Here is a 24,869-nt window from a genome sequence, read left to right as displayed (position 1 = left end):
GCCAGCGGTGATCACACCCGGGAACGACGTGGGTGGCGTTCAGCCGCCTGAATGGTTGGATGATGATGGACCGCGATTCAATCCCGCCCTGTCCGGTTGGAGTAAGGTAGGGGCGCGGCGACGGCCGGGCGTTGATACGGGTATTGGCAGTTGAGGGTTTCTTACGTGGGGAAGTTGCGTTCAGTATGTCTGGCGATCGGGTTATTGGCGGTTGCAGGCACCGCCGGGCATTACGGCGTCCAGGCGTTGGCGGCGGGAGATTCGGACGGGCAGGTGACCGGGCAGGCAACTGCCGGGTTGGCGGGTGGCGACCCGGTAATGTCCCGGACTGGGCGGCGCCAGGGCTCGGGCTCGATCGCGTCGCTGCCCGACCGGGGTGAGTTGCTGTTGCGGGCTGCGTCGCCGGCGCAGGTGCACGACGCCTATGCCTGGCACCCCGTCTCGCTGAGCGAAAGCCATGCACTGCGAGCCGTTGCCGAGGGCACGTTGCGGCTGACGGCCCCCGATGGCACCCCGCTGCAATTCAGCTACCAGCGCCATGTCGAGCATCCCGATGGCAACTGGACGTTCGTGGGGCGTGATGGCGACCGGGAGGTCATCCTCACGTTCGGCGAGAAGGCGGTGTTCGGCTCGATCGATGCGCCGGGGCAGCCGTCGATGCGTGTGTGGACCCAGGCAGGTCAGACCTGGCTGATCACCACCGACCCCGTGCAACTGGCGCAGGTCCGCAATTCGGCCACCCATCCGACCGGCCCCGACTATCTGCTGCCGCCGACACTGGCGGGCCAGGGCATGGCCGGTGACCAGGTGGAGCCGCTGGTGCGGCAGGTCACGACCGCGGCCGCCACCGCGGCCTCGGGCACCACGGTTGATGTGCTGCTCGGTTATACCGGCGGGTTCGCGACCGGTCTGGGCGGTGACTCCCAGGCATTGACCCGGTTGCATTATCTGGTGGACGTGGTGAACCAGTCCTACGTCAACAGCCAGGTGGGCGCCAACGTGCGCCTGGTCCACGCCATGCGCGTGGAATATCCGGACGCCACCGACAATGAGATTGCGCTGCAGGAGATGACGGGCTTCAAGGCGCCGTCCACGCGGACCACGCCGGCGCCCGCTTTCAATGAGTTGCGCGCAGCGCGCGATCGCTACGGTGCGGACCTGGTCTCGCTGGTGCGCAAGTTCCACACGCCAGAGAACGATGGCTGCGGCATCGCCTGGCTCATTGGCGGTGGCAAGGTCGCGATCGTTGCCGGACACGAGTACTTCGGCTACTCGGTGGTGTCCGATGGCACGGACCTGGGCGAGGACGGCAAGAACTACTTCTGCCGCGACGAAACCCTGGCCCATGAGCTGGGCCATAACATGGGCTCCCAGCATGACCGCGCCACGGCCACTGATAATGGTGATCTCAGTTACGGCGCCTTCGAATGGTCGTTCGGGTACAAGACCGACGCCACGCAGGGCAACTTCTACACCGTGATGGCGTATGGCGATAGCAGCCAGACGCGGTACCGGGTGTTCTCCAATCCCGCGATCACGATGTGTGGCGGCCGCCCCTGCGGCGTGGCCAACCAGGCCGACAATGCGCGCAGCCTGAACCAGACCATCCCGACCATCGCCGCATTCCGTGCCGACCAGGTGCCCGTGACGTCGCGCAAATCGACCATGGACGTCAATGGCGATGGCATGTCCGACCTGTTCTGGCACAAACAGGGCGACGCGGCGTTCTGGCTGAAGAACACCCTGGCCACGATCGGCTCCGGCTGGGTCGGCAAACCCGGCCCGGGGTACCGCGTGATCGCCGCAGGCGACTTCAACGGCGACGGCTTCGTGGACCTGGCCTGGACCACGGGCAACCAGTTGCTGATCTCGATGAACAACGGGCAGCAGACGTTCGTCCACACCAAGTCGTACTACTACGGCCCCGACTGGCAGCCGTTCGCGGCAATGGACATCGACGGCGACGGCAAGGCCGACTTGCTGTGGCGCAATGGCAGCGAGGTGGCCCACTGGTTCATGGATGGCGCCGACAAGCGCGACCAGGGATACACGGGCAATGCCGGCATGGGATACCGGCTGGTGGCGGCAGGCGATTTCAACGGCGACGGCCTGGCCGATACGGCGTTGGCCAATGGCTTCCATGTCAAGTTCTGGATCAACCAGGGTAACAGCCGGTTCGCGGAGTCCGGCCTCACCCCCTACTACAGCTCCGGTTGGCAGCCCTACGCATCGGCCGATTTCAATGGCGACGGCAAGTCCGACCTGATGTGGCGTTCGGGTTCGCAGATGGCCTATTGGCAGATGGACGGTGCGAGCGTCGTCTCGGGCATCTACGTTGGTAATGCGGGCACCAGTGATTTTGGCGAACCCTATTCGCTCGTGGCGGCGGGTGACTACAATGGCGACGGTCGCGGCGACCTGATGTTCGCCACCGGCAACCAGAGCAAGGTATGGCTGAACATCGCCGGCCAGGCGAAGTTCACGGCGCCGGAGTACTACGGCGACGGCTGGCGGCCGTTCGACCCCAGCCTGCCGCAGTACGACTGACCGGGTCGGGAAACAAGGAAGGGGCGGATCATTGATCCGCCCCTTCGCATTTTCCATTCGGCGTTCCGGCGCCCGTGGGCCCGGTATCGCCCGAGCGGCGCGGCGGTCCCTGGGCCACCCGGCCCCATCATCGCACGCTGCCGGTCGGACGCTCCGCCCGGCAGTGGTCTCAGCCCAGTTGCGCCTGCAACTCCGGCAGCAACTGGAACAGGTCGCCGACCAGCCCGATGTCCGCGATCTCGAAGATCGGTGCATCGCCGTCCTTGTTGATGGCGACGATGGTGCCGGCGTCCTTGATGCCGGTGAGGTGCTGGATCGCGCCCGAGATGCCGACGGCCACGTAGAGCTCCGGGGCGATGATCTTGCCGGTCTGGCCCACCTGCAGCTCGTTGGGCACGTACCCGGCATCCACCGCCGCGCGCGAGGCGCCGACCGCCGCGCCCAGCTTGTCGGCCAGGTCGTAGATGATCCTGAAATTCTCGGCCGAGCCCACGCCGCGGCCACCGGAGACCACGCGCTTGGCGCTCTGCAGGTCCGGACGGTCCGACTTGCCGGCGGCGAGCCCGACGTAGCGGGTGTGGGCGGGCAGCGACGCCTCGACCGACGTTGCCTCGACCGCGGCGCTGCCGCCCTTGCCGGCTTCCGGCCAGGACGCGGTACGCACGGTGGCCACCACCGGTGCGTTGGCCGGCGCCTCGACGGTGACGATGGCGTTGCCCGCGTAGATCGGGCGCTTGAACGTGTGGCTGCCTTCCACCGCCATCACGTCCGACACCTGCGACACGCCCAGCAGGGCGGCCACGCACGGCATCAGATCCTTGCCGAAGGTGGTGGAGGGGCCGAACACGTGGCTGTAGCCGGCCGCCAGCGCGGCCACCTGCGGGGCCTGCACCTGGGCGATGGCGTTGGCATTGGCGGCGTTGGCCACGGCCAGCACCTTGCGCACGCTGTCGATCGCGGCAGCCTCGGCGGCGATGGCGGCCGGGTCGGCGGCCAGCACCACGATGTCGATGGCCGCCGGGTTCAGCGCCTTGGCGGCGGACACGCACTTGGCGGTGGCGGGGTTGAGCTTGCCGTCGAGGTGCTCGGCGACGATCAGGACGTTGGACATGTCGTTAATTCCTCGAAGTCAGAGCAGGCCCTTGGCCTTCAGCGCCGCGACCAGTTCGGCCGCATCCTTCACCATCACGCCCTTGCTGCGCTTGGCCGGCGCGGCGTAGTGGGTGGTCTTCAGACCGGCGCCTTCCTGCACGCCCAGGTCGGCGAAGGCGATGGTCTCCAGCGGCTTGCTCTTGGCCTTCATGATGTCAGGCAGCTTGATGAAGCGCGGCTCGTTCAGGCGCAGGTCGGTGGTGACCACCGCCGGCAGGTCCACGTCCAGCGTTTCCAGGCCGGCATCGACCTCGCGGGTCACGGTGGCCTTGCCGTCGGCCACCTCCAGCTTGCTGGCGAAGGTGGCCTGCGGGCGACCCCACAGGGTGGCCAGCATCTGCCCGGTCTGGTTTGCGTCGTCGTCGATGGCCTGCTTGCCCAGGATCACCAGGTCCGGCTGCTCCTTCTCCACCAGCTTGAGCAGGGCGCGGGCGGCGGTCAGCGACTGCAGCGGGCCGTCGGCGACCACGTGGATGGCGCGGTTGGCGCCCATCGCCAGGCCATTGCGCAGGTGCGCCTGGGCGTCGGCCGGGGCGATCGTGGCGACCACGACCTCGGTGGCGATGCCCTTGTCGCGCAGGCGCAGGGCCTCTTCCAGGGCGATCTCGTCGAACGGGTTGGCCGACAGCTTCACGCCGTCGGTGACCACGCCGGTGCCGTCCGGCTTGACCTGGATGCGGACGTTGTAGTCCACCACGCGCTTGTAGCCAACGAGGATCTTCATCGTGCGGGAATTCCTGGTGGGAGAGGGCCCGGGAGCCATGAACCGCGCATTTTAACCGGTTGCGGCGGTTCCCGTGACTTGCCATACCATACCGCATGGTTGGGGAAAGTGTCGCCGGATCCGGCCACGTGCCCCCGCTACAATGAGCGGTCGTACCCATCGATTCCTGGAGCAGCATGGCAACGTGGCTAGTGACTGGCGGCGCCGGTTTCATCGGCGGCAACTTCGTCCTGGATGCCATCCGGGCGGGCGTGAAAGTGGTCAACCTGGATGCGCTGACCTACGCCGGCAATCTCGACACGCTGGCCGCGCTGGCCGGGGACCCGAACCACGTGTTCGTGCAGGGCGACATCGGCGATGCCGGACTGGTCGAGCGCCTGCTGCGCGAGCACCGGCCCGACGCGGTGGTCAACTTCGCTGCCGAGAGCCACGTCGACCGCTCCATCGATGGCCCTGCTGCCTTCGTCCAGACCAACGTGGTGGGCACCCTGGCCCTGCTGGAAAAGACACGCGATTACTGGAAGGCGCTGGACGCTGCGACGCGCGACGCGTTCCGCTTCCTGCACGTGTCCACCGACGAGGTGTACGGCACGCTGGGCGAGACCGGCCGGTTCACCGAGACCACGGCGTACGCGCCCAACTCGCCGTACTCGGCGTCGAAGGCGGCCTCGGACCACCTGGTGCGCGCGTTCCACCACACGTACGGTCTGCCGGTGCTGACCACCAACTGCAGCAACAACTACGGCCCGTACCAATTCCCTGAAAAGCTCATTCCGCTGGTAATCGCCAAGGCGCTGGCCGGAGAGCCGCTGCCGGTGTACGGCGATGGCCTGAACGTGCGCGACTGGCTGTACGTGGGCGACCACTGCGCCGCGATCCGTCGCGTGCTGGAGGCGGGTTGCGTGGGTGAGACCTACAACGTGGGTGGCGATGCCGAGCGCACCAACATCACCGTGGTCAAGGCGATCTGCGCGCTGCTGGATGCACGCCGACCGCTGGCCGACGGCCGCGCGCGCGAGTCGCTGATCACCTACGTCAAGGACCGCCCGGGTCATGACCGCCGCTATGCCATCGACGCCTCCAAACTGCAGTCCGAACTGGGCTGGGCGCCGTCGGTGACCTTCGAGGAGGGCATCGCCCGCACCGTGGACTGGTACCTGGACAACCAGCCGTGGGTGCAGCGCGTGCTGGACGGCAGCTACCGCCTGGAGCGCATCGGGGGCGTGGCATGACCGGCCATGTGCCGGTGGCGTCCACCAGCGGCCGCAAGGGCATCGTCCTGGCCGGCGGCTCGGGCACGCGGCTGTACCCGATCACCCAGGCCATCAGCAAGCAACTGCTGCCGGTGTACGACAAGCCGATGATCTACTACCCGCTCAGCGTGTTGATGCTGGCGGGCATCCGCGAAGTGCTGGTGATCAATACCCCGCACGAACAGGCGCTGTTCAAGGCGTTGCTGGGCGATGGCTCGCAGTGGGGGATGAAGATCGAGTACGCCGTGCAGCCGAGTCCCGACGGCCTGGCGCAGGCGTTCCTGATCGGGCGCGAGTTCCTGGCCGGCAGCCCGAGCTGCCTGGTGCTGGGCGACAACATCTTCCATGGCCCCGGCCTGAGCGCGATGCTGCGGCGCGCGGATGAACGCCTGGAAGGGGCCACCGTGTTCGGCTACTGGGTCAGGGACCCGGAGCGCTACGGCGTGGCCGAGTTCGACGCGGACGGGCGCGTGGTGGGGCTGGAGGAAAAGCCGGCGGCGCCGCGGTCCAGCTACGCCGTGACCGGACTGTACTTCTACGACGGGCGAGCCAGCGATTTCGCGGCGGGTCTCGCGCCTTCGCCGCGCGGCGAACTGGAGATCACCGACCTCAACAAGCGTTACCTGGACGAAGGCGGGCTGCATCTTGAGCGACTGGGCCGTGGCTACGCCTGGCTGGACACGGGTACGCACCAGTCGATGCTGGAGGCATCGAACTACATCGAGACCATCGAGGCGCGCCAGGGCCTGCGCGTGTGCTGCCCGGAAGAGATTGCATGGAACAACCGCTGGATCGGCAATGACGACCTGGTCCGCCTGGCCAAGCCGCTGAGCAAGAACGGTTACGGCCAGTACCTGCTCAGCCTGATCGACCGCGGCTACGTGCCCTGAGGCCCCATGAAAGTCATTGAAACCGACCTGCCGGGCTGCCTGGTGTTCGAGCCGCGCGTGTTCGGCGACGACCGCGGGTTTTTCTTCGAGTCGTTCAACCACGACAAGCTGGCGCCGCTGGGCCTGGCCCCGCGCTTCGTGCAGGGCAACGTCTCGCGATCGGCACGCGGCGTGCTGCGCGGACTGCACTACCAGTGGCCCAATCCGCAGGGCAAGTATGTGTCGGTGCTGGAAGGCGAGGTGTGGGACGTGGCGGTGGACATCCGCCGCGGCTCGCCCACGTTTGGCAAGTGGACCGCCGTACTGTTGAGCGCGGAGAACAAGCGCCATTTCTGGATCCCCGAAGGGTTCGCGCACGGTTTCGTGGCATTGAGCGAGCACGCGCTGTTCACCTACCTGTGCACGGCGACCTACGACGCGGCAGCCGATGCCAACCTGCGCTGGGACGACCCGGCGCTGGGGATCGACTGGCCGGTGGCCGAACCGCAACTGTCGACCAAGGATGCGGCCGCGCCGTTGCTGGCCGACATTCCACTCGATCGGCTGCCGGTCTATCAGGACGCGTGACATGCGGATCCTGCTGATCGGCGGCAACGGCCAGGTGGGGCACGCGCTGCGTCACAGGCTTGCGCCGCTGGGACAGGTGGTGGTGACCACCCGCAGCGGTGCCTTGCCCGATGGCTCGCGCTGCGACGTGCTGGACTTGTCTGTCCCCGGTGAAGCGGCGCGCGCCGTGCGCCGGCTGGCACCCGGAATCGTGGTGAATGCCGCGGCATGGACCGCGGTGGACAAGGCGGAGAACGAGCGCGATGCCGCATTCCGCGCCAACGCGGGCGCCGTGGGCGAGATCGCGCAGGCGTGCGCCGAACGCGACGTGCCGCTGGTGCATTACTCCACCGACTATGTCTTCGACGGCAGCGCGTCGCGCCCGTACCTGCCGCAGGACCCGACCGCGCCGCTGGGGGTGTACGGCGCCAGCAAGCTGGCCGGCGAACAGGCAATACGCGACAGCGGCGTGCGCCATCTCATCCTGCGCACCGCTTGGGTGTATGGCCTGCATGGCCACAACTTCCTGCGCACGATGCTGCGGCTGGGTGCCGAGCGCGAGGAACTGCGCGTGGTGGCCGACCAGGTGGGCGGGCCGACGCCCGCGTGGCTGATCGCGGATGTGACCACCTCTATCCTGCAGCAGGGGGTGCAGGAAGGCGGGACGCACCATCTGGTGGCGGATGGACAGACCAGCTGGCATGGCTTTGCCGAGGCGATCTTTGACGAAGCGCTGGCCTTGGGTCTGCTTTCCAGGCGGCCGCGCGTGGTACCGATCAGCACGGCCGACTACCCGACGCCGGCAGCGCGCCCTGCATGGTCGGTGCTCGACACCCGGTCGCTGCGTCAGCAATGGAAGGTCGTGCTGCCGGACTGGCGCGAGGCCTTGAACCGAACATTGCGGGTACGCGACGCGGCGTGAGGCTGGTGTTCGGGCGGTCTACGCCCGAAACGCATTCGAATGCCTGATGCAAAGGTGGGCCGGGCGGATTCCGGTGGGCGCTCCCTGATCCGTCGAGGGCCATCCATGCCCTCTCGTACAGTGTCGGGCGCGATGGCGCACCGGTAGACTTGGCGCTCTCCCGCATGGAGTTGTGCCCCCATGGCCGAAGCCACTGCCGTGTCCCCCACGGCCAAGAAGAGCAAGGTATTTCCCAGTGCCGCTGCCGCCCTCGACGGGCTGGTGGCCGACAACCAGACGTTTGCGGTTGGCGGTTTCGGCCTGTGTGGCATTCCCGAGGCGCTGATCGCCGCGCTGCGCGACTCCGGCGTGAAGGGCCTGACCGCGATCTCCAACAATGCTGGCGTCGACGGCTTTGGCCTCGGCCAGCTGCTGGGTACGCGGCAGATCCGCAAGATGATTTCGTCCTACGTGGGCGAGAACAAGGAGTTCGAGCGCCAGTACCTTTCGGGCGAGCTTGAACTGGAGTTCAACCCGCAGGGCACGCTGGCCGAGCGCCTGCGCGCGGGCGGCGCCGGTATCCCCGCGTTCTTCACCGCCACCGGCTACGGCACCATCGTGGCCGAAGGCAAGGAGACGCGCGAGATCGACGGCAAGCATTATGTGCTGGAAACCGCGCTGAAGGCCGACGTGTCGCTGGTCAAGGCGTGGAAGGCCGACAAGGCCGGCAACCTGGTATTCCGCAAGACCGCGCGCAACTTCAACCCGGCCTGCGCGATGGCCGGCAACGTGTGCGTGGTCGAAGTGGAGGAACTGGTGGAGATCGGCGACATCGATCCGGACCACGTGCACCTGCCGGGCATCTACGTCGATCGCATCGTGGTCAACGCCACGCCCGAGAAACGCATCGAACAGCGCACCGTGCGAGGAGCGAAGTAATGGCCTGGACCCGTGATGAGATGGCGCAGCGCGCCGCGCAGGAACTGGCCGACGGCGCCTACGTGAACCTGGGTATCGGCCTGCCGACCCTCGTGGCCAACTACATCCCCGAAGGGATGGACGTGTGGCTGCAGTCGGAGAACGGCCTGCTGGGCATCGGCCCGTTTCCGGCCGATGACGAAGTCGATGCCGACCTGATCAATGCCGGCAAGCAGACCGTGACCACGATGCCGGGCGCCAGCTTCTTCGGCAGCCATGATTCCTTCGCGATGATCCGCGGCGGCCACATCGACCTGGCCATCCTCGGCGCGATGCAGGTGACCGACAAGGGCGACCTGGCCAACTGGATGGTGCCCGGCAAGATGGTCAAGGGCATGGGCGGCGCGATGGACCTGGTGGCCGGCGTGAAGCGCGTGGTGGTGCTGATGGAGCACACCGCCAAGAACGGCGAGCACAAGATCCTGCCCGAATGCACGCTGCCGCTGACCGGCGTGGGCGTGGTCAACCGCATCATCACCGACCTGGCGGTGATGGACGTGACGGCGGACGGCCTGGTGTTGCGCGAACTGGCACCGGGCGTCAGCGAGGACGACCTGCGCGCCAGCACTGGCGTGGCGTTCCGGCGCGGCTGAGTCCTCGCGCCTGCCGCGCCTTTGGTGCACCTGCCTGCGGCGGTTGTCCGTCAGGCGGGTGCGCCTTCCTCAGAGGTTCTGGTAGTTCGGCCCCGACCCGCCTTCCGGCGTGACCCAATCAATGATCTGGTACGGATCCTTGATGTCGCAGGTCTTGCAGTGCACGCAGTTGGCGGCGTTGATCTGCAGGCGCTTGCCGGTGCCGGCGGGGCCATCGGGATCGGCCACGATCTCGTACACGCCGGCCGGGCAGAAGCGCGTGCAGGGATTGTCGTATTCCTCGGCGCAGCGGGTCACGCACACCGTGGTGTCGTGCACGCGCAGGTGCACGGGCTGGTCTTCGTCGTGTTCGGTGGCGGCGAAATAAACGCTCGCCAGACGGTCACGCGGGGCAAGGGTGCGTTCCAGGTAGTCCCGCTTCGGCTGTTCCTGCGCCCCCACCTTGTCCAGCGACGACCAGTCCGCCTTGTTCTTCAACGTCCACGGCGACAGACCACCGGTGACCGTTTCCCACGCCGCATTCAACATGCCGAACCACAGGCCACGCTTGAAGCCCGGCTTGACGTTGCGGACCTTCTTCAGCTCCGCCATCGCATCGGAGGCGCGCAGCTTGGCGTCGAAGCCCTCCGGCGCCAATTGCGACGCGACCAGGTGCTCCGCGGCCAGCATGCCGCTGCGGATGGCCTGGTGGGTGCCCTTCACCTTGGGCACGTTGAGCAGGCCGGCGGTGTCGCCGATCAACAGCGCGCCAGGCATCTCGCACTTGGGCAGCGACTGCCAGCCGCCGGTGACGATGGCGCGCGCGCCCGCCGACACAATACTGCCGCCTTCCAGCAGCGGCTTCACCATCGGGTGGTTCTTCCACTGCTGGAAGGCCTCCCACGGCTTGTACTCCGGGTCCTTGTAATCCAGGCCGCTGACGTAGCCCAGCGCGATGCGGCCCTTGTCCAGGTGGTACAGGAAGCTGCCGCCGTAGGTGTAGGTGTCCGCGGGCCAGCCGAAGCTGTGCACGATCTTGCCCGGCTGCACGCGGTCCTCGGGGACCTGCCACAGCTCCTTGATGCCGATCGAGTAGCCCTGCGGGTCGCTGTCCTTGTCCAGTTCGAAGCGCTTGACCAGGCGCTTGGTCAGGTGGCCGCGCGCGCCTTCGGCCAGCACGGTGACTTTGGCCCGGATATCTATGCCGGCGGTGTAGCCGGGTTTGTGCGACCCGTCCTTCGCCACGCCCATGTCGCCGATGCGCACGCCGATGACCTTGCCGTCTCCGTCGTGCAGCGTCTCAGCGGCAGCAAAGCCGGGGTAGATCTCCACACCCAGCGCCTCGGCCTGCGGCGCCAGCCATGCGCACATCGCGCCGAGGCTGACGATGACGTTGCCGTGGTTGTTCATGCCCGGCGGCATCGGCAGCTTGCGGCCGCCGTCCCTGCTCAGCAGCCAGAACTCGTCTTTGGTAGCGGGCACGCAGATCGGCGGCGGATTGTCGCGCCAGTTGGGGAGCAGGGCGTCCAGCGGCCCAGTCTCGATCACGGCACCGGACAGGATCTGCGCGCCGATGGTGCTGGCCTTCTCGATCACGCAGACCGAGATGTCGGGGTTCAGCTGCTTCAGCCGGATGGCGAACGACAGGCCGGCGGGGCCCGCGCCCACGGTCACGACGTCGTACTCCATCACGTCGCGTTCAATCTCGGCCTGGTCGGTCATGCTGGCGTCCCCGCTTGCGTCAATCCATCCATTGTCGCGGGTTTCGGCTGGAGCACCAAGTCAAACGGGCCGTGGCAGCGCCAGGTGTGCCCCGGCCAGGGGTGGATCAGCGGGACTTCGCGGCAGCGGTCGCCTCGTTGGAGGCACCGGTGGCCAGCGTCCAGCCCGCCAGGTCACGTGCCATGCCGGCCAGTGCGGTCCCGAAGGCGTCGACCACCGCTGGCACGGCGGTATCGCGCGCGGGCACGGCCTGCGTGAACGTGTGCGAGGCGACAACATCCGGCGCAGACCCTTGCAACAGTTTGGCGCGGACCTCGAGGGTCGCAGCGGGCTGGCCGCTGGCGTAGTCGGATTCGAAGCGGCGTACGTCCAGCACCAGCCGGTAGTCCGTGGTGATGCCGGCGCCCTGGCGGGTGACGACCCCAATCCGGCCGGAATCCTCCAGCGCGCGCAGCACCGCGTCCTCCAGCATCTCACTGGGGCGCTTGGCCCACTGTGCGCCCTTGTACACCTGCAGTTCCTGTGGGGTGGGGCGCACGGCGATGCGTGCGCCGTCGATGGCGCGTGCCGCGGTCGGCTGGGCGACGGTGAGCGACCAGCGCACCGTGGGCCAGCTTGCTTCGGGCTGCACCCGCGGATCGGGTGCGTACTGCACGACCCCGTCGCCGCGGCCGGTGGACAGCAGGGCGCAACCGCCCATGGCCAATGCCAGGCCCATCGTCAGCATCAGTCGAAACAGGGGCTGTGCGTGTTTGCCGGGGCGCTTGGCGCGCGTGGCTGCAAGTTGGACGGAGGCGACGGGCGAAGGCAGGGTCATTTCGGCTCAAACTCCTTGGGCGCGTCGCGTCCGAGCAGGTAATCCGCGGCGCCGCCGTCGAGGCGGTCGGTGATCCGGCGCAGGTCGCGCACCAGCACCCGCAACTCGGTCAGCGTCGGGCCGATCTGGCCCAGGCCGTCGTTGGTGAAACTGCGGATGGCGCCGCGGTTCTCGTTGATCAGGGTGTCGGCACCGCCTACCGCGCTGTCCAGCTTGGCCAGCGTGGTGTCCAGCTTGGCGATCAGCGGCGGCAGCTTGGACGCCAGCTCGCGGTCCAGGTTTTCCACCGCACCCTGCGTGGCCGCCAAGGTGGTGGTGAGTTGCTCGCTGGCCTTGCGGCCGTTGACGATCAGCAAGCGCACGTCCTCGCGTTGCTTGGCCACCGAGCCGGTCATCGCTTCCAGGTGCGCCAGCGTGTCGGAGATGCGTTTGACGTTCTCCTCGCTCAGCACCTGGTCCAGGCGCGCCACCAGCCGGTTGGCGGTATCGGCGATGTTCTGCAGCGCCGACGCTTCGGTCTGGATCACCGGCACCTCGCGGCGGTCGGTCTCGATCAGCGATGGACTGGTCGGACTGCCGCCGGTCAGCTGGATGAATGGCGTGCCGGTGATGCCGGTCATCGACAGCTTGGCGCGCGTGTCGGACTTGACCGGCGTGTCGGCCTGCACACGCAGGCTGGCGATTACCCGACGCGGGTCGTCCGGTGCAAGTCGCAGCGTCTTCACGGTGCCCACGGAAATGCCGTTGTACTGCACCGAGCTGCCTTCGCTGAGGCCGGTGACCGGCTCGTTGAAGATCACCAGGTAATCCTGCCAGCCGCGTTCGGACGAGTACTTCGCGGCCCATAGCGCGAACAGCAGGATGAACAGCGTCACCACGATGGAGAACGCACCGATGAGGACGTAGTTGGCCTTGGTTTCCATGGTCAATGGTCCTTGTTGGCGTCGTGGGCGTCGCGTGCGGCGCGTCCTCGCGGGCCGTGGAAGTACGACTGCACCCAGGGGTGATCCAGTCGTTCGACCTCGGCGACCGGCGCGCAGGCAATCACGCGGCGGTCGGCCAGCACGGCGACACGGTCGCAGATGGTGTACAGGGTATCCAGATCGTGGGTGATCAGGAACACGGTCAGGCCCAGCGCGCGCTGCAGGGTCATGATCAGCTGGTCGAAGGCGGCGGCGCCGATGGGGTCGAGGCCGGCGGTGGGTTCGTCGAGGAACAGCAGCGGCGGGTCCAGCGCCAGCGCCCGCGCCAGCCCCGCACGCTTGCGCATGCCGCCGGACAGTTGCGAGGGCAGCTTGTCCACCGCATCGGCCGGCAGGCCTGCAAGCTTGACCTTGAGCAGCGCCAGCTCGTAGCGCAGCGAATCGGTCAGGTCGCGGTGGTACTCCTTCAGCGGTACCTGCACGTTCTCGCCCACGGTCAGCGAGGAGAACAGCGCGCCGTCCTGGAACAGCACACCGGTCTGGCGTTCGATTTCGCGACGTTGCCGCGGATCGGTGCTGCGCGCGTCGATGCCGAACACCTCGATTTCGCCCGCCGAGGGCTCCTGCAGCCCGAGGATGGTGCGCATGAGCACGGACTTGCCGCTGCCTGAGCCGCCGACCACGCCCAGGATCTCGCCGGGGCGGACATCCAGGTCGACGCCATCGTGGACGACCTGCTCGCCGAAGCGGTTGACCGCGCCACGCACGCGGATGATGGGACGCGGATCCGGGGCAAGGACGGCGTTCAGAAGTTCATCTCCATGAACCAGATGGCGGCCAGCGCATCCAGCACGATCACCATCGAGATCGCCTGCACCACGCTGGAGGTGGTGCGCTCGCCCAGGGACTGCGCGGTGCCTTGCACCTGCAGGCCTTCCAGGCAGCCGATCAGCGCGATCACCACCGCGAACATCGGCGCCTTGGTCAGGCCCACGATGAAGTGGCGCACCTCCATGGTGTCCTGCATGCGTGACAGGTACTGCGGCGGCGGGATGTCCAGGCCGTAGGCGCCGACCGTGAGGCCGCCGAGCAGGCCGAACACCATTCCCACGAAGGTAAGCAGCGGCAGCATCACCACCAGCGCCAGCAGGCGTGGGATCACCAGCAGGTCGATCGGGTCCATGCCGAGGGTACGGATGGCGTCCACTTCCTCGCGGCTCTTCATCGTGCCGATCTGCGCGGTGAACGCGCTGGCGGTGCGGCCGGCGAGGATGATCGCGGTCAGCAGCACGCCGAATTCGCGCAGGAACGAGATGCTGACCAGTTCGACCACGTAGATGACCGCGCCGAAGTCGCGCAGCACGTTGGCGCCGAGGAAGGCGACCACCGCGCCGACCATGAAGCACAACAACGCCACCAGCGGCACCGCGTCCAGGCCCACCTGCTCCATGTGGTGCACGGTGGCGGTGGGGCGGAAGCGCGAGGGCTCGCGCACCATGCGCAGCAGTTTGAGCAGCACTTCGCCGAGGAAGCCGAGCAGCGCGGTGGAGTCCTTCAGGTTGTCCACCACCGAATGGCCCATGCGCTCCAGCGCGGCGTTGACGCCGTACTCGCGCTTGCGCTTGGGGCGGTCGTCGGCCACGTCCTCGATGGCGGCCACCAGCGCGCGGTGACGATCGTGGAAGGTGAAGCGACTGAAGTCGAGGTCGCGGCGGCGTGCGAAGCGCATCAGCTGCAGCACGCCCAGCGAGTCCAGCCTTTCGACGTCGCTGGCGTCGACGGAGGTGGCATCCGCCGGCGCGGCGGACAGCTGCCGGCCGATCGCTTCGGCATGATCCAGCGTCCAGCCGCCGCGGAGGCGGAGCTGCGACGGCTGTTGCGGATTGGCGGTGAGCTCGGGCAGTCGCACGGGAGGGGCGGGCGGCAGGTTCGGGCGCTGGGGCGAGCATACAGGCTCGATGCTGCTCCGTGTCCGCTTGGTGACGGATACAGGCGCCCGGCGCTATCGGTGTCATGGCCTGCATGCGATGCTTGCCGGCATGTCGACCCAAGCGCTGCCCAGTGCCGCCAGTTACGCGGACCGCATCAACTTCCTCATCGAACTGGCCGAGCGGCTGCACCTGTACGGCACCACCGCGCAACGCCTGGAAGGCGCCATCACCGCGACCGCGCAACGCCTGGGCGTGGAATGCGAGCCCTGGTCCAACCCCACGGGAATGATCCTGACCTTCAGCGATCCGACGCGCCCCCCGGGCGAGCGCGATACCACGCGCGTGATCCGATTGCCGCTGGGACAGAATGACCTGCACCGCCTCGCCGAGACCGACCGGATCGCCGAGGAGGTGATTGCCGGGCGCATGGGGCTGGCCGAGGCCCACGCGACGATGAGCGCCCTGGACCAGCCACCGGGGCGGCGAGCGCAGCTGATGGAGGTGCTGGCTTTTGGCCTGGCGGCCGCGGGCGTGGGTGGGCTGTTCCGTCTGCCATGGCTGGACATCGGCGTGGCCGGTATCAACGGGCTGTTGATCGGATGGCTGGTGCAGTACGCCGCCACCCGGCCACAACTGCGCGAAGCGCTGGATGCGGTGGCGGCGGTGATGGCGGCCATGGTGGCCATCCTGGTGGCCAGCCTGGTGGCGCCACTGAACCAGAACACGGTGATCATCGCTTCGCTGGTGGTCCTGTTGCCGGGCCTGGCGCTGACCAACGCGGTCAATGAACTCAGCAGCCAACACCTGATGTCGGGCACGGGGCGGTTTGCCGGGGCCGTCACCACGGTGATGCAACTGGCGGTGGGCGTGGTGATCGCGCTGTACGTGGCGGACCTGATTGGGCTGGAGCCACAGGTACGGGCACTGCGGCCGCAAAGCGACTGGGTGGAGTGGGGCGCGCTGGTGGTGGCGGCGTTCGCCTTCGCGGTGCTGTTCAAGGCGCACCGGCGGGATTACCCGCGGGTCATGCTGGCGGCGGCGTCGGGCTATCTCATCGCGCGGTTTGCCGGCCAGGCATTCGGCAGCCCGGCCGGCGTGTTCCTGGCCGCGCTGGCCATGACCGCGGCGGGGAACGCCTACGCGCGCTGGTGGCACCGCCCGGGCGCGATCATCCGGGTCCCGGGCATCATCATGCTGGTGCCCGGCAGCATCAGCCTGCGCGGCCTGCTGAGCCTGCTGCAGACCCAGGACGTGAGCGCGGGGCAGCAGGCGGTGCTGGCGGTGATCAATATCCTGCTCGCGCTGATCGCGGGGTTGCTGTTTGGCAATCTGCTGCTGTCGACGCGGCGCAATCTGTAGTGCCGCGCAGGCGCGGGGCGGCAGCCAGGAGTATTCCGCAAACCGCAAACCGCAAACCGCAAACCGCAAACCGGAACCAGCGGGCGGCGGTTGTGACAACGCCGGCGTGGAGCCGGCGTTGTGGTCATTAACCGTCAATGGAAACCCGGAAGGTCCGGGATTCCGCCATCGATCACTTGATCAGGAACTCATCCAGCTTGCGGCCGGTCCCGGTCAGCGCCGCCAGCCAGCGCGGCTGTTTGCCACGGCCGCTCCAGGTTTCGGCGGAATTGGCCGGGTTGCGGTACTTGGGGGCCACCTTGCTGCCCGCCGTCGATTTGCGCGCAGCGGCCTTGCGTGGCGCCGGGGCACGCGGCGTGCTGCCGCCGGCACCGAACAATTCGGCAACGGTGTAGCCTTCGGCCTTGATCAACGCCATCACCTTCTTGCGCACGGCCGCGACCGGCTTGCGCTTGGCCAGCGTGGTCTTGCGCTTCTTGGCCTGGGTGATCAGGGCCTGCAGTTCCCTGGCGGACAGGGTGTCGAGATTGATCGACATGGAACCTCCAGTATTGGGGGGGGATTATCTGGATACAGGTGCCGGGAATCCCGGCTTGCGAATGCGCTGCACCGGGCGATGGTAGTGCGGTTATTGATCGCGGTAAATGTTGGGCGCGAATGGCGTGATAATCCCGGCGCAACTTCCGGGGTGTCCCGCGTGGACCGTCGTGCGCCGGGGTGGATGTCGCGCGGCCGATTCCCAACGGCGGGAGCCGCCATGCGTACCAGCGCACGGACCGGAACGGACACGGTGGTTCGGGCAGGCGGAAAATGAAAAACCCGGCTGTATCAGCCGGGTTTTCCGTCGGGGTTTCGCGGGGGGTGTCCGCCCCGCGTGATCCGCCGCCGTTTTCAGCGTGCCAGGCCGAGCTTGACGCCCAGGCCCGCGCGATCGAGGTTCTCTGCCTCGTTGGCGCGCCGGTGGCGGTATTCGAAGGTGCCCGCCACCACGCCGCGCTCGGATACCACGATCCGGTGCGGAATGCCGATCAGCTCCATGTCCGCGAACATCGCGCCGGGGCGCAGGCCGCGATCATCGAGCACGGTTTCGATGCCGGCGGCGTTGAGTTCGCGGTACAGCGCCTCGGCGGCCTCGGCCACGGCGGCGTCCTTCTTCGGATTGATCACGCACACCGCGGCCTGCCACGGCGCCATCGCCTCGGGCCAGCACACGCCGTTGTCGTCGTGGTTCTGCTCGATGGCGGCGGCGACGATGCGCGACACGCCGATGCCGTAGCAGCCCATCAGTGGCACCGCGGCCTTGCCGGTCTCGTCCAGCACGGTGCACTTCATCGCCTCGGCATAGCGGCGGCCCAGCTGGAACACGTGGCCGACCTCGATGCCGCGGGCGATGCCCAGCGTGCCGTGGCCGTCGGGCGAGGGATCGCCTTCGACCACGTTGCGGATGTCGGCGACCTCGGGCTCGGGCAGGTCGCGACCCCAGTTGACGCCGGCCAGGTGGAAGCCGTTCTCGTTGGCGCCGACCACGAAGTCGGCCATCGCGGCCACGCTGCGGTCGGCGACCACGCGGATCGGGCGCAATGCGTTGACCGGGCCGAGGAAGCCGGGCTGCGCGCCCAGGTGCTCGACGATCTCCGCCTCGGTGGCCAGGCGGTACTCGCCCAGGCCGGCGAGCTTGGCCAGCTTGATCTCGTTGACCACGTGGTCGCCGCGCACCAGTGCCAGTACGAACTGCCCGCTCTCGCCAGCGTCGTTGCCTTCGCCGTCTTCGCCCATGATCGCCACCGACTTGGCGGTGCGTTCCAGTGCGATGCCCAGCAGCGCGGCCACGTCCTCGCAGGTCTTCTGCGTGGGCGTGTCGACCTTTCGCATCGCTTCGGCGGCAACCGGGCGCGGACCCGGGGCCACGGCTTCGGCCAGTTCCACGTTGGCGGCGTAATCCGAGCCGGTGGAGAAAGCGATGGCATCCTCGCCCGAGTCGGCCAGCACGTGGAATTCGTGCGACGCGTTGCCGCCGATCGCGCCGGTGTCGGCGAACACCGCGCGGAACTTCAGCCCGAGGCGGGTGAAGATGCGGCTGTAGGTGTCGTACATGTTGCGGTATTCGCGCGCCAGGTCGTCCTCGCTGATGTGGAACGAGTAGGCGTCCTTCATCAGGAACTCGCGTGCGCGCATCACGCCGAAGCGCGGGCGGATCTCGTCGCGGAACTTGGTCTGGATGTTGTAGAAGTTGACCGGCAGTTGCTTGTAGCTGGACAACTCGCTGCGCGCGAAGTCGGTGATGACCTCCTCGGCGGTGGGGCCGTAGCAGTAGCCGGCCTCCTTGCGATCCTTGATCTTCAGCAGCTGGCCGCCGAACTTCTCCCAGCGCCCGGTTTCCTCCCACAGCTCCTGCGGCTGGATGGTCGGCATCAGCAGCTCGATCGCGCCGGCGGCGTCCATCTCCTCGCGCACCGCACGCTCCACCTTGCGCAGCACGCGCAGGCCCAGCGGGGTCCAGGTGTACAGGCCGGCCGCCAGCTTGCGGATCATGCCGGCCTTCAGCATCAGCTTGTGGCTGATGATCTCGGCGTCGGCCGGGGTTTCCTTGGTGGTGTGGAGGTGGAACTGCGACAGGCGCATCGAGAGGGCTTCACGCGGAGGGAAGCGGCCATTTTGCCATGCGCGCGCCGTAGTCACCGACGAAGGCTGGAATGGCGGGCCGCGAGGCAACCGGCATCAGCCCGTGGAAAGCCTCGCGGGACGGCGGCGACGCCGGGCATGCGTCGCCCAGCCGGGGTGCGGGTGCGGGGGCTCAGCGCACGGGCGGGAGCGTACCGCCTTCGCAGTAGGTCTTCACCGCCGCCTCGGCCCGTGTGGTGCGTTCGGCGCGCTCGGCCGGGGTCAGTTCGCGCTCGTGCTTGCCGTCGCGGTCGGCGTCCAGGCCCACGGGGCCGCTGCCCTTGAGGACCGCGAGGTTGCTGCGGGCGTTGCTGCAGTCGGCGTTGACCACCGCTTTGGCTGGAGCAGCAGGTGCGCGCTGCTGGAGGCTGCGCTGCTCGGCCTTCTGGCCCGGCGGCGGGGCATCGGCATAGTGGGTCACGCCGCGGGCGTCCTTCCACTGGTAGACCTTGCTTGCAGCGGCCGGGAGCGCGAGCGCCACCAGCACGGCAGCGGCCAGGACAACGGGCACGGCGGAAATGCGGCTGGCGGGGCGGGGCATGCGGGGCTCCGGCTGGAATGGGTGGCCAGGCCGATTGCAACACCGTGCCGGGGGGCAGGCAAGCGCTAAACTGCCAGACATGGATCGACCGCACATGCCACGCCCCCGCCACCGGGGCATCTACCTGCTGCCCAACCTGTTCACCACCGGCGGCATGTTCGCGGGCTTCTACGCGATCATCGCGGCGACGCAGGGGCAGTTTGCCGACGCCTGCATCGCCGTGTTCATCGCCGCGGTGCTGGACGGTCTGGACGGCCGCGTGGCGCGCCTGACCAACACCCAGAGCGAATTCGGCGTGCAGTACGACTCGCTCGCCGACCTGATCAGCTTCGGGCTGGCACCGTCGATGGTGATGTACCACTGGGCGCTGGCGTCGTTGAAGCTGGACGGCGTGACTCCGGGCAAGATCGGCTGGATCGCGGCGTTCCTGTATGCCGCGTGCGCCGCATTGCGCCTGGCCCGGTTCAACTCGCAGGTGGGACAGGTGGACAAGCGCTGGTTCATCGGCCTGGCCAGTCCGGCGGCCGCGGGGCTGGTGGTGAGCTTCGTGTGGACGTTCGATGCGTTCGGTTTCACCGGCACGGAACTGCGCTACGCCGCGCTGGCGCTGACGGTGGTCGCCGCGTTGCTGATGGTCAGCCGCATGCGTTACTACAGCTTCAAGGGCGCCGGCCCCAGCCATGACCGCGTGCCGTTCCTGGTGCCGGTGCTGGTGGTCGCGGTGCTGGTGGCCATCGCCATCGATCCGCCCACGGTGTTGCTGGCGATCTGTTCGATCTATGCGCTGTTCGGGCCGGTATACGCGGCCTGGCGTCGCCTGCGTCGCCGTCCGGAGGACGTGGCGCCATGACCACGTTGTGGTCGCCCGAGCAGCAGGCGTGGCTGAAGGCCTTGGGACATCGCGTGCTGGTGCTGGCCGGCGATGGTTCCGGCGTGGATGCGTTCGCCGTGGAGTCGCCAGGCGAACCGGTCCGCGTGGCGATGCCGCCATCGGGTCAGGGCCCCCGTGACGTTCGTGAACGTGGGCCCGGCAATGGGCCGCCTGCCGTCGACGGAATGGCTCCGCGCCCGGCCAATCGCGATGCATCACCGCGCCAGACCGCACCCGCTGACGTGGCTCCGCAGCGGTCATCCGCCGCCATGCCATCCCGCGCGCCCGGCGACGCCCTCGAGCGCGCCCTGTTGCGCGCCACGGGCCAACGCACCCGTTCGGAGGCGCGTGCCGTGCTTGAGCGACTGGGTGTGGACGTGCCGGCGCTGCGAGGCAATCCGGCCGCCAAGCGCGCGTTGTGGCCACGGCTCCGGTCGTTGCAGCCGCGGTTCCGGCCATGAGCGCGCTCCCCAGCGAGATGTCCCCGGCGGCGTCCAACCTGCGGCCGATGCGCGAGGATGATCTGGTCGCCGTGCATGCCGTGGAGGCGCGCGCGTACGAGTTCCCCTGGACGCTGGGCATCTTCCGCGACTGCCTGCGTTCGGACTATGCGGCGTGGGTGCTGGAGGAGGCGGGCGTGGTCATCGGCTACGTGCTGATGAGCATCGCCGCGGGCGAGGCGCACATCCTCAATGTGTGCGTGGCCCCGGAACACCAGGGCCGCGGCCTGGGGCGCAGGCTGGTGCGCGCGGTCATGCATGTCGCGCGCGGGCGCGGTGCCGAGCGGGTGTTCCTGGAGGTCCGCCCCTCCAATGTGGGGGCGATCGCGTTGTACCACGACGAGGGCTTCAACGAGATCGGGCGGCGACCGCGCTACTATCCCGCACGGGACGGGCGTGAAGACGCCATCGTCATGGCAATGGAGATCTTCAGGGAGGAACGTTGATGGCCATGCGAGCGATGCTGGTGGTGGGAATGTTGCTGGTGGCGGTCCCCGCACACGCAGGGGAGGCTGCATCGGCGCAAACGGTCCCGGTGCTGGAGGCGGTCCCGGGGTGTGTCGAGGCGAAGATGGGGCGCGTATCGGTCTCGATCGGCTCGAAGGACACGCGCGGTGCGCGCGGCGTCAGTTACCAGCGGGCCTTCGACAAGCTCGCCCGCGCGGCGGCCGATCATGGCGGCAATGCCGTGGTGCTGCGCCAGCACGAAGCGGCCTATGTCACCCGCAGCAAGAAGTTGGACCCGCGACCCGGGTATATCGCGCTGGAGGGGCTGGTGATCCGCGTGCCGACCGATGCGGCGACGTGCGCGTTGGCCGCGATGGATGTCGATGCCTTCGCCGAGCGCTCGGCAGGCGCCGAGCGCGAACAGATCACCACCGAGAACAAGAGTTTCTGAAGCATCGCGGCGGGTTGCTCGAAACCCGCCGCGGCGTGCTTCAGCCCAGCTTGGCGCGCTGCGCCGCCAGTGCCTCGCGCTGCACGTTCCAGTCGACCAGGCGCTTGCGCTCCTGGTCCACCACCGCGGCCGGGGCGTTGGCGACGAACGTGTCGCTGGCCAGCTTGCCCTGGCACTTGGCGATCTCGACTTCCACGCGCTTGAGTTCCTTGTCCAGGCGCGCGCGTTCGGCGCCCAGGTCGACCAGGCCTTCCAGCGGCACAAGCAGTTTCAGTTCACCGACGACGGCGGCAGCGGCGGCCGGTGCCTGGTCGGCGCCGGCCAGCCATTCGATCCGCTCCACGCGGGTCAGGAACTTCAGCTGTGAATCGAAGCGCGATGTGCGCGTGCGATCCGCGTCCACGCCATCGGCCAGCAGCAGCGAAACGGCCTTGCCCGGCGCCACGTTGAGTTCGCTGCGGACCTTGCGCAGTGCGGAGACCATCGCCTTCAGCCACTCCACGTCGGCTTCGGCGGCGGCATGGTCGCCGCCAATGTCACCGGCCTGCGGATAGGGTTGGCGCATGATCGTGCCGGCAAGGCCCAGCTTGGGCGCCACGGCCTGCCACAGCTCCTCGGTCACGAACGGCACCAGCGGGTGCAGCAGGCACAGCAGGCGCTCGAGCACGTACAGCAGGGTGTGGCGGGTGCTTTCGGCGGCTGCTGCGTCATCACCGTTCAATGCCGGCTTGGCCAGCTCGACGAACCAGTCGCAGAACTGGTTCCACGCGAACTCGTACAGCGACTGCGACAACAGGTCGAAGCGGTAGTCGGTGAAGTGCTGCGCGGCCTCGGCGGCCGTGCGCTCCAGCTGCGCCAGGATCCAGCGCTCGGCGTCGGTCACCGGCTGCGGCACGGCGGGTGCGTGGCCTTCCGCCAGCGCGTCGCGCGCGGCGAAGCCTTCGGTGTTCATCAGCACGAAGCGCGTGGCGTTCCACAGCTTGTTGCAGAAGTTCTTGTAGCCCTCGGCGCGGTTGAGGTCGAACTTGATGTCGCGGCCGTGGCCGGCCAGCGCGGCCATGGTGAAGCGCAGCGCATCGGCGCCGAACGCCGGGATGCCCTCGGGGAATTCCTTGCGCGTGGCCTTGTCGATCTTCTCGGCCATCTTCGGCTGCATCAGGCCGGTGGTGCGCTTGGCGACCAGCGCGTCCAGGGTGATGCCGTCGATGATGTCCAGCGGGTCGAGGATGTTGCCCTTGGACTTGGACATCTTCTGCCCGTCCTTGTCGCGCACCAGGCCGGTCACGTAGACGTCGTGGAACGGCACCTCGCCGGTGAGGTGGTCGGTCATCATGATCATCCGGGCGACCCAGAAGAAGATGATGTCGAAACCGGTGACCAGCACCGAGGAGGGCAGGTAGCGCTCGTAACCGCGCTTGAACATCGCGTCCGGATCGGGCCAGCCCATGGTGCTGAACGGCCACAGCGCGGAGGAGAACCAGGTCTCCAGCACGTCGTTGTCCTGGGTCAGCGTGACGTCCGGGCCGAGGTTGTTGAGCGTGCGCACCTCGATCTCGCTGCGCCCGACGTAGGCCTTGCCCGCCGCGTCGTACCACGCCGGGATGCGGTGGCCCCACCACAGCTGGCGGCTGATGCACCAGTCCTGGATGTTCTCCATCCAGTGGCGGTAGGTGTTGATCCAGTTGCCGGGGACGAACTTGACCTTGCCGGGCTTGCCGTCGACGCCGCCCGCTAGTTCAAGCCCACGCGCACCGAGGGTGTCCATCTTCACGAACCACTGGTCGGTCAGGTACGGCTCGATCACCTGGCCGGTGCGGTCGCCGCGCGGCACCTGCAGCTTGTGCGGCTTGGTCTCGACCAGGCGGCCGGCGGCCTCCAGGTCGACGAGCATGGCCTTGCGCGCGTCGTAGCGGTCCAGGCCGTGGTAGGCGGCGGGGATGTTGATGAGCGCGTTGGCGTCGGCGAGGGCGCCTTCGTGCGACGCGTCGCCGTGTGCACGCCCGACGACCTTCGCATCCGGCGTGAAGATGTTGATCAAGCCGCGGTTGGGCAGCGCATCGAATACGCCGGTGCCGACGTGGCGGTTCCACACCTGGTAGTCGTTGAAGTCGTGCGCGGGCGTCACCTTGACCACGCCGGTGCCGAACTCGCGGTCGACGTAGTCATCGGCGATGACCGGGATCTCGCGGCCGGTCAGCGGCAGCGTCACCGAGCGGCCAATCAGGTGGGCGTAGCGTTCGTCCTCGGGGTGCACCATCACCGCGGCGTCGCCGAGCATGGTTTCCGGACGCGTGGTGGCCACGACCAGCGTGCCGCTGCCATCGGTCAGCGGGTACTCGATCGACCACAGGTGGCCTTCTTCCTCCTCGTTGACCACTTCCAGGTCGGAGATCGCGGTCTTCAGCACCGGGTCCCAGTTGACCAGACGCTGGCCGCGGTAGATCAGCCCATCCTCGTGCAGCTTCACGAAGGCCTCGGCCACGGCATCGGCGGCCATCGGGTCCATGGTGAACACGCGGCGCGACCAGTCACCCGAGGCGCCCATCCGGCGCATCTGCCGCTCGATGGTGTCGCCGGAGTGATGCTTCCACTCCCACACCTTGGCGATGAAGCCCTCGCGGCCCAGCGAGTCGCGGGTTTCGCCCTTGCCTTCCAGCGCGAGGTTGCGCGACACCACCATTTCGGTGGCGATGCCGGCGTGGTCCGTGCCCATCTGCCACAGTGCATCAAACCCGCGCATGCGGTGGTAGCGCACCAGTGCATCCTGCAGTGTGTGCTGGAACGCGTGGCCCATGTGCAGGGTGCCGGTCACGTTGGGCGGCGGCAGCAGGATGGTGTAGGGCTGGCCCTTGCCGCTGGGCTTGAACGCGCCGCTGCTCTCCCATTGCTGGTACAGGCGGGATTCGAATTGGGTCGGATCGTAGCTGGAGGAGAGCGAGGTCATGGGGATGTCGCGATCAGTAAGTTGGATGGACGCGCGACGTGGCCTGGTGCCGAAGGTGGCCTTGCCATGCGTCGCGTTGTCGCGGCTGCGCCCTCACCCGTGTGCGGGTCAGCCAGGATCTGCTTGGCCATCGAAGCGG

General features: G+C 68.0%; 23 protein-coding genes. 12 read left to right on the top strand and 11 right to left on the bottom strand.

The features are described 5' to 3' along the window. The first annotated feature begins 318 nt into the window (after nt 1-318). The gene (locus IP93_RS01220) at nt 319-2,547 is read left to right on the top strand and encodes an FG-GAP-like repeat-containing protein (RefSeq protein WP_144811168.1); all 2,229 of its coding nucleotides are present in this window, start codon (nt 319-321) and stop codon (nt 2,545-2,547) included. A gap of 169 nt (nt 2,548-2,716) precedes the next feature. Here the strand turns inward: IP93_RS01220 and IP93_RS01215 are convergent, their stop codons facing one another. Further along, complete coding sequence (locus tag IP93_RS01215) at nt 2,717-3,658, bottom strand: electron transfer flavoprotein subunit alpha/FixB family protein (RefSeq protein WP_144811167.1); 942 nt, start codon at nt 3,656-3,658, stop codon at nt 2,717-2,719. A gap of 18 nt (nt 3,659-3,676) precedes the next feature. Beyond that, the gene (locus IP93_RS01210; RefSeq protein ID WP_144811165.1) at nt 3,677-4,423 is read right to left on the bottom strand and encodes an electron transfer flavoprotein subunit beta/FixA family protein; all 747 of its coding nucleotides are present in this window, start codon (nt 4,421-4,423) and stop codon (nt 3,677-3,679) included. Between the two features lie 176 nt (nt 4,424-4,599). Between IP93_RS01210 and rfbB the strand changes: the two genes are divergently transcribed. The 6 genes from rfbB to IP93_RS01180 all read left to right on the top strand — a co-directional run bounded on the left by rfbB (nt 4,600) and on the right by IP93_RS01180 (nt 9,584). Then, entirely contained in the window at nt 4,600-5,655 is a 1,056-nt protein-coding gene (gene rfbB, locus IP93_RS01205; RefSeq protein WP_144811163.1) for a dTDP-glucose 4,6-dehydratase, read from the top strand. After that, entirely contained in the window at nt 5,652-6,566 is a 915-nt protein-coding gene (gene rfbA, locus IP93_RS01200; protein WP_144811162.1) for a glucose-1-phosphate thymidylyltransferase RfbA, read from the top strand. The genes rfbB and rfbA overlap by 4 nt, the downstream gene beginning before the upstream one ends. Before the next feature lie 6 nt (nt 6,567-6,572). Beyond that, entirely contained in the window at nt 6,573-7,133 is a 561-nt protein-coding gene (rfbC, locus tag IP93_RS01195; protein WP_144811160.1) for a dTDP-4-dehydrorhamnose 3,5-epimerase, read from the top strand. Between the two features lies 1 nt (nt 7,134). Further along, nucleotides 7,135-8,034 carry a dTDP-4-dehydrorhamnose reductase gene (gene rfbD / locus IP93_RS01190; RefSeq protein WP_144811158.1) on the top strand — a complete coding sequence of 300 codons (900 nt, stop codon included), beginning with the start codon at nt 7,135-7,137 and terminating at the stop codon, nt 8,032-8,034. A gap of 180 nt (nt 8,035-8,214) precedes the next feature. Continuing rightward, complete coding sequence (locus tag IP93_RS01185) at nt 8,215-8,952, top strand: CoA transferase subunit A (protein WP_144811157.1); 738 nt, start codon at nt 8,215-8,217, stop codon at nt 8,950-8,952. After that, on the top strand, nt 8,952-9,584 hold the full coding sequence (locus tag IP93_RS01180) for a CoA transferase subunit B (RefSeq protein WP_144811155.1): 633 nt from the start codon (nt 8,952-8,954) through the stop codon (nt 9,582-9,584). The genes IP93_RS01185 and IP93_RS01180 overlap by 1 nt, the downstream gene beginning before the upstream one ends. A gap of 69 nt (nt 9,585-9,653) precedes the next feature. Here the strand turns inward: IP93_RS01180 and IP93_RS01175 are convergent, their stop codons facing one another. The 5 genes from IP93_RS01175 to IP93_RS01155 all read right to left on the bottom strand — a co-directional run bounded on the left by IP93_RS01175 (nt 9,654) and on the right by IP93_RS01155 (nt 14,952). Next, nucleotides 9,654-11,285, bottom strand: coding sequence for an electron transfer flavoprotein-ubiquinone oxidoreductase (locus tag IP93_RS01175; protein WP_144811153.1), 1,632 nt, complete (start codon nt 11,283-11,285; stop codon nt 9,654-9,656). A 106-nt stretch (nt 11,286-11,391) separates the two neighbouring features. After that, complete coding sequence (locus IP93_RS01170) at nt 11,392-12,012, bottom strand: ABC-type transport auxiliary lipoprotein family protein (RefSeq protein ID WP_242006701.1); 621 nt, start codon at nt 12,010-12,012, stop codon at nt 11,392-11,394. A gap of 86 nt (nt 12,013-12,098) precedes the next feature. Beyond that, nucleotides 12,099-13,025 (bottom strand): MlaD family protein, encoded by a 927-nt coding sequence (locus IP93_RS01165; protein WP_144811150.1) that lies wholly within the window; start codon nt 13,023-13,025, stop codon nt 12,099-12,101. A 2-nt stretch (nt 13,026-13,027) separates the two neighbouring features. Continuing rightward, nucleotides 13,028-13,834, bottom strand: coding sequence for an ABC transporter ATP-binding protein (locus tag IP93_RS01160; RefSeq protein ID WP_242006700.1), 807 nt, complete (start codon nt 13,832-13,834; stop codon nt 13,028-13,030). Continuing rightward, entirely contained in the window at nt 13,831-14,952 is a 1,122-nt protein-coding gene (locus IP93_RS01155; RefSeq protein ID WP_425480013.1) for an ABC transporter permease, read from the bottom strand. The genes IP93_RS01160 and IP93_RS01155 overlap by 4 nt, the downstream gene beginning before the upstream one ends. Nucleotides 14,953-15,064: 112 nt before the next feature. On the opposite strand from IP93_RS01155, the gene IP93_RS01150 reads away from it, so the two are divergent. Further along, nucleotides 15,065-16,315 (top strand): threonine/serine exporter family protein, encoded by a 1,251-nt coding sequence (locus tag IP93_RS01150; RefSeq protein WP_144811146.1) that lies wholly within the window; start codon nt 15,065-15,067, stop codon nt 16,313-16,315. A 172-nt stretch (nt 16,316-16,487) separates the two neighbouring features. Here IP93_RS01150 and IP93_RS01145 read toward each other — a convergent pair whose 3' ends face one another. From IP93_RS01145 to IP93_RS01135, 3 genes are all read right to left on the bottom strand, one after another. Continuing rightward, nucleotides 16,488-16,853: an H-NS histone family protein gene (locus IP93_RS01145; RefSeq protein WP_144811144.1), complete on the bottom strand. Its 366-nt coding sequence runs from the start codon at nt 16,851-16,853 to the stop codon at nt 16,488-16,490. Between the two features lie 353 nt (nt 16,854-17,206). Further along, a complete protein-coding gene (locus tag IP93_RS01140) occupies nt 17,207-18,937 on the bottom strand; it encodes a proline--tRNA ligase (protein ID WP_144811143.1) in 1,731 nt (576 codons plus the stop codon). A 172-nt stretch (nt 18,938-19,109) separates the two neighbouring features. After that, a complete protein-coding gene (locus IP93_RS01135; protein ID WP_144811141.1) occupies nt 19,110-19,517 on the bottom strand; it encodes a DUF4124 domain-containing protein in 408 nt (135 codons plus the stop codon). Between the two features lie 79 nt (nt 19,518-19,596). On the opposite strand from IP93_RS01135, the gene pssA reads away from it, so the two are divergent. The 4 genes from pssA to IP93_RS01115 are packed head-to-tail and all read left to right on the top strand — an operon-like array spanning nt 19,597 to nt 21,786. Beyond that, complete coding sequence (pssA, locus tag IP93_RS01130) at nt 19,597-20,367, top strand: CDP-diacylglycerol--serine O-phosphatidyltransferase (RefSeq protein ID WP_144811139.1); 771 nt, start codon at nt 19,597-19,599, stop codon at nt 20,365-20,367. Continuing rightward, nucleotides 20,364-20,849 carry a hypothetical protein gene (locus tag IP93_RS01125; RefSeq protein ID WP_144811138.1) on the top strand — a complete coding sequence of 162 codons (486 nt, stop codon included), beginning with the start codon at nt 20,364-20,366 and terminating at the stop codon, nt 20,847-20,849. Before pssA ends, IP93_RS01125 begins: the two co-directional genes overlap by 4 nt. Beyond that, nucleotides 20,846-21,334 (top strand): ribosomal protein S18-alanine N-acetyltransferase, encoded by a 489-nt coding sequence (gene rimI / locus IP93_RS01120; protein WP_144811136.1) that lies wholly within the window; start codon nt 20,846-20,848, stop codon nt 21,332-21,334. The genes IP93_RS01125 and rimI overlap by 4 nt, the downstream gene beginning before the upstream one ends. Next, complete coding sequence (locus tag IP93_RS01115) at nt 21,334-21,786, top strand: hypothetical protein (RefSeq protein ID WP_144811134.1); 453 nt, start codon at nt 21,334-21,336, stop codon at nt 21,784-21,786. The genes rimI and IP93_RS01115 overlap by 1 nt, the downstream gene beginning before the upstream one ends. 40 nt (nt 21,787-21,826) lie before the next feature. On the opposite strand, the gene IP93_RS01110 is transcribed toward IP93_RS01115, so the two are convergent. Beyond that, on the bottom strand, nt 21,827-24,730 hold the full coding sequence (locus IP93_RS01110; protein WP_144811133.1) for a valine--tRNA ligase: 2,904 nt from the start codon (nt 24,728-24,730) through the stop codon (nt 21,827-21,829). Nucleotides 24,731-24,869 lie beyond the last annotated feature (139 nt).

Origin of the sequence: Aerolutibacter ruishenii (genome assembly GCF_007830115.1) — a bacterium.
Lineage (GTDB): Bacteria > Pseudomonadota > Gammaproteobacteria > Xanthomonadales > Xanthomonadaceae > Aerolutibacter > Aerolutibacter ruishenii.
This window is presented reverse-complemented; position numbering and strand designations above follow the sequence as displayed.

What these genes read in the sequence shown, in the direction of transcription:
- IP93_RS01220 (WP_144811168.1), top strand. Translation starts at nt 319, where the DNA reads ATGTCCCGGACTGGGCGGCGCCAGGGCTCGGGCTCGATCGCGTCGCTG.
- IP93_RS01215 (WP_144811167.1), bottom strand. Translation starts at nt 3,658, where the DNA reads ATGTCCAACGTCCTGATCGTCGCCGAGCACCTCGACGGCAAGCTCAAC.
- IP93_RS01210 (WP_144811165.1), bottom strand. Translation starts at nt 4,423, where the DNA reads ATGAAGATCCTCGTTGGCTACAAGCGCGTGGTGGACTACAACGTCCGC.
- rfbB (WP_144811163.1), top strand. Translation starts at nt 4,600, where the DNA reads ATGGCAACGTGGCTAGTGACTGGCGGCGCCGGTTTCATCGGCGGCAAC.
- rfbA (WP_144811162.1), top strand. Translation starts at nt 5,652, where the DNA reads ATGACCGGCCATGTGCCGGTGGCGTCCACCAGCGGCCGCAAGGGCATC.
- rfbC (WP_144811160.1), top strand. Translation starts at nt 6,573, where the DNA reads ATGAAAGTCATTGAAACCGACCTGCCGGGCTGCCTGGTGTTCGAGCCG.
- rfbD (WP_144811158.1), top strand. Translation starts at nt 7,135, where the DNA reads ATGCGGATCCTGCTGATCGGCGGCAACGGCCAGGTGGGGCACGCGCTG.
- IP93_RS01185 (WP_144811157.1), top strand. Translation starts at nt 8,215, where the DNA reads ATGGCCGAAGCCACTGCCGTGTCCCCCACGGCCAAGAAGAGCAAGGTA.
- IP93_RS01180 (WP_144811155.1), top strand. Translation starts at nt 8,952, where the DNA reads ATGGCCTGGACCCGTGATGAGATGGCGCAGCGCGCCGCGCAGGAACTG.
- IP93_RS01175 (WP_144811153.1), bottom strand. Translation starts at nt 11,285, where the DNA reads ATGACCGACCAGGCCGAGATTGAACGCGACGTGATGGAGTACGACGTC.
- IP93_RS01170 (WP_242006701.1), bottom strand. Translation starts at nt 12,012, where the DNA reads ATGCTGACGATGGGCCTGGCATTGGCCATGGGCGGTTGCGCCCTGCTG.
- IP93_RS01165 (WP_144811150.1), bottom strand. Translation starts at nt 13,025, where the DNA reads ATGGAAACCAAGGCCAACTACGTCCTCATCGGTGCGTTCTCCATCGTG.
- IP93_RS01150 (WP_144811146.1), top strand. Translation starts at nt 15,065, where the DNA reads ATGTCGACCCAAGCGCTGCCCAGTGCCGCCAGTTACGCGGACCGCATC.
- IP93_RS01145 (WP_144811144.1), bottom strand. Translation starts at nt 16,853, where the DNA reads ATGTCGATCAATCTCGACACCCTGTCCGCCAGGGAACTGCAGGCCCTG.
- IP93_RS01140 (WP_144811143.1), bottom strand. Translation starts at nt 18,937, where the DNA reads ATGCGCCTGTCGCAGTTCCACCTCCACACCACCAAGGAAACCCCGGCC.
- IP93_RS01135 (WP_144811141.1), bottom strand. Translation starts at nt 19,517, where the DNA reads ATGCCCCGCCCCGCCAGCCGCATTTCCGCCGTGCCCGTTGTCCTGGCC.
- pssA (WP_144811139.1), top strand. Translation starts at nt 19,597, where the DNA reads ATGGATCGACCGCACATGCCACGCCCCCGCCACCGGGGCATCTACCTG.
- IP93_RS01125 (WP_144811138.1), top strand. Translation starts at nt 20,364, where the DNA reads ATGACCACGTTGTGGTCGCCCGAGCAGCAGGCGTGGCTGAAGGCCTTG.
- rimI (WP_144811136.1), top strand. Translation starts at nt 20,846, where the DNA reads ATGAGCGCGCTCCCCAGCGAGATGTCCCCGGCGGCGTCCAACCTGCGG.
- IP93_RS01115 (WP_144811134.1), top strand. Translation starts at nt 21,334, where the DNA reads ATGGCCATGCGAGCGATGCTGGTGGTGGGAATGTTGCTGGTGGCGGTC.
- IP93_RS01110 (WP_144811133.1), bottom strand. Translation starts at nt 24,730, where the DNA reads ATGACCTCGCTCTCCTCCAGCTACGATCCGACCCAATTCGAATCCCGC.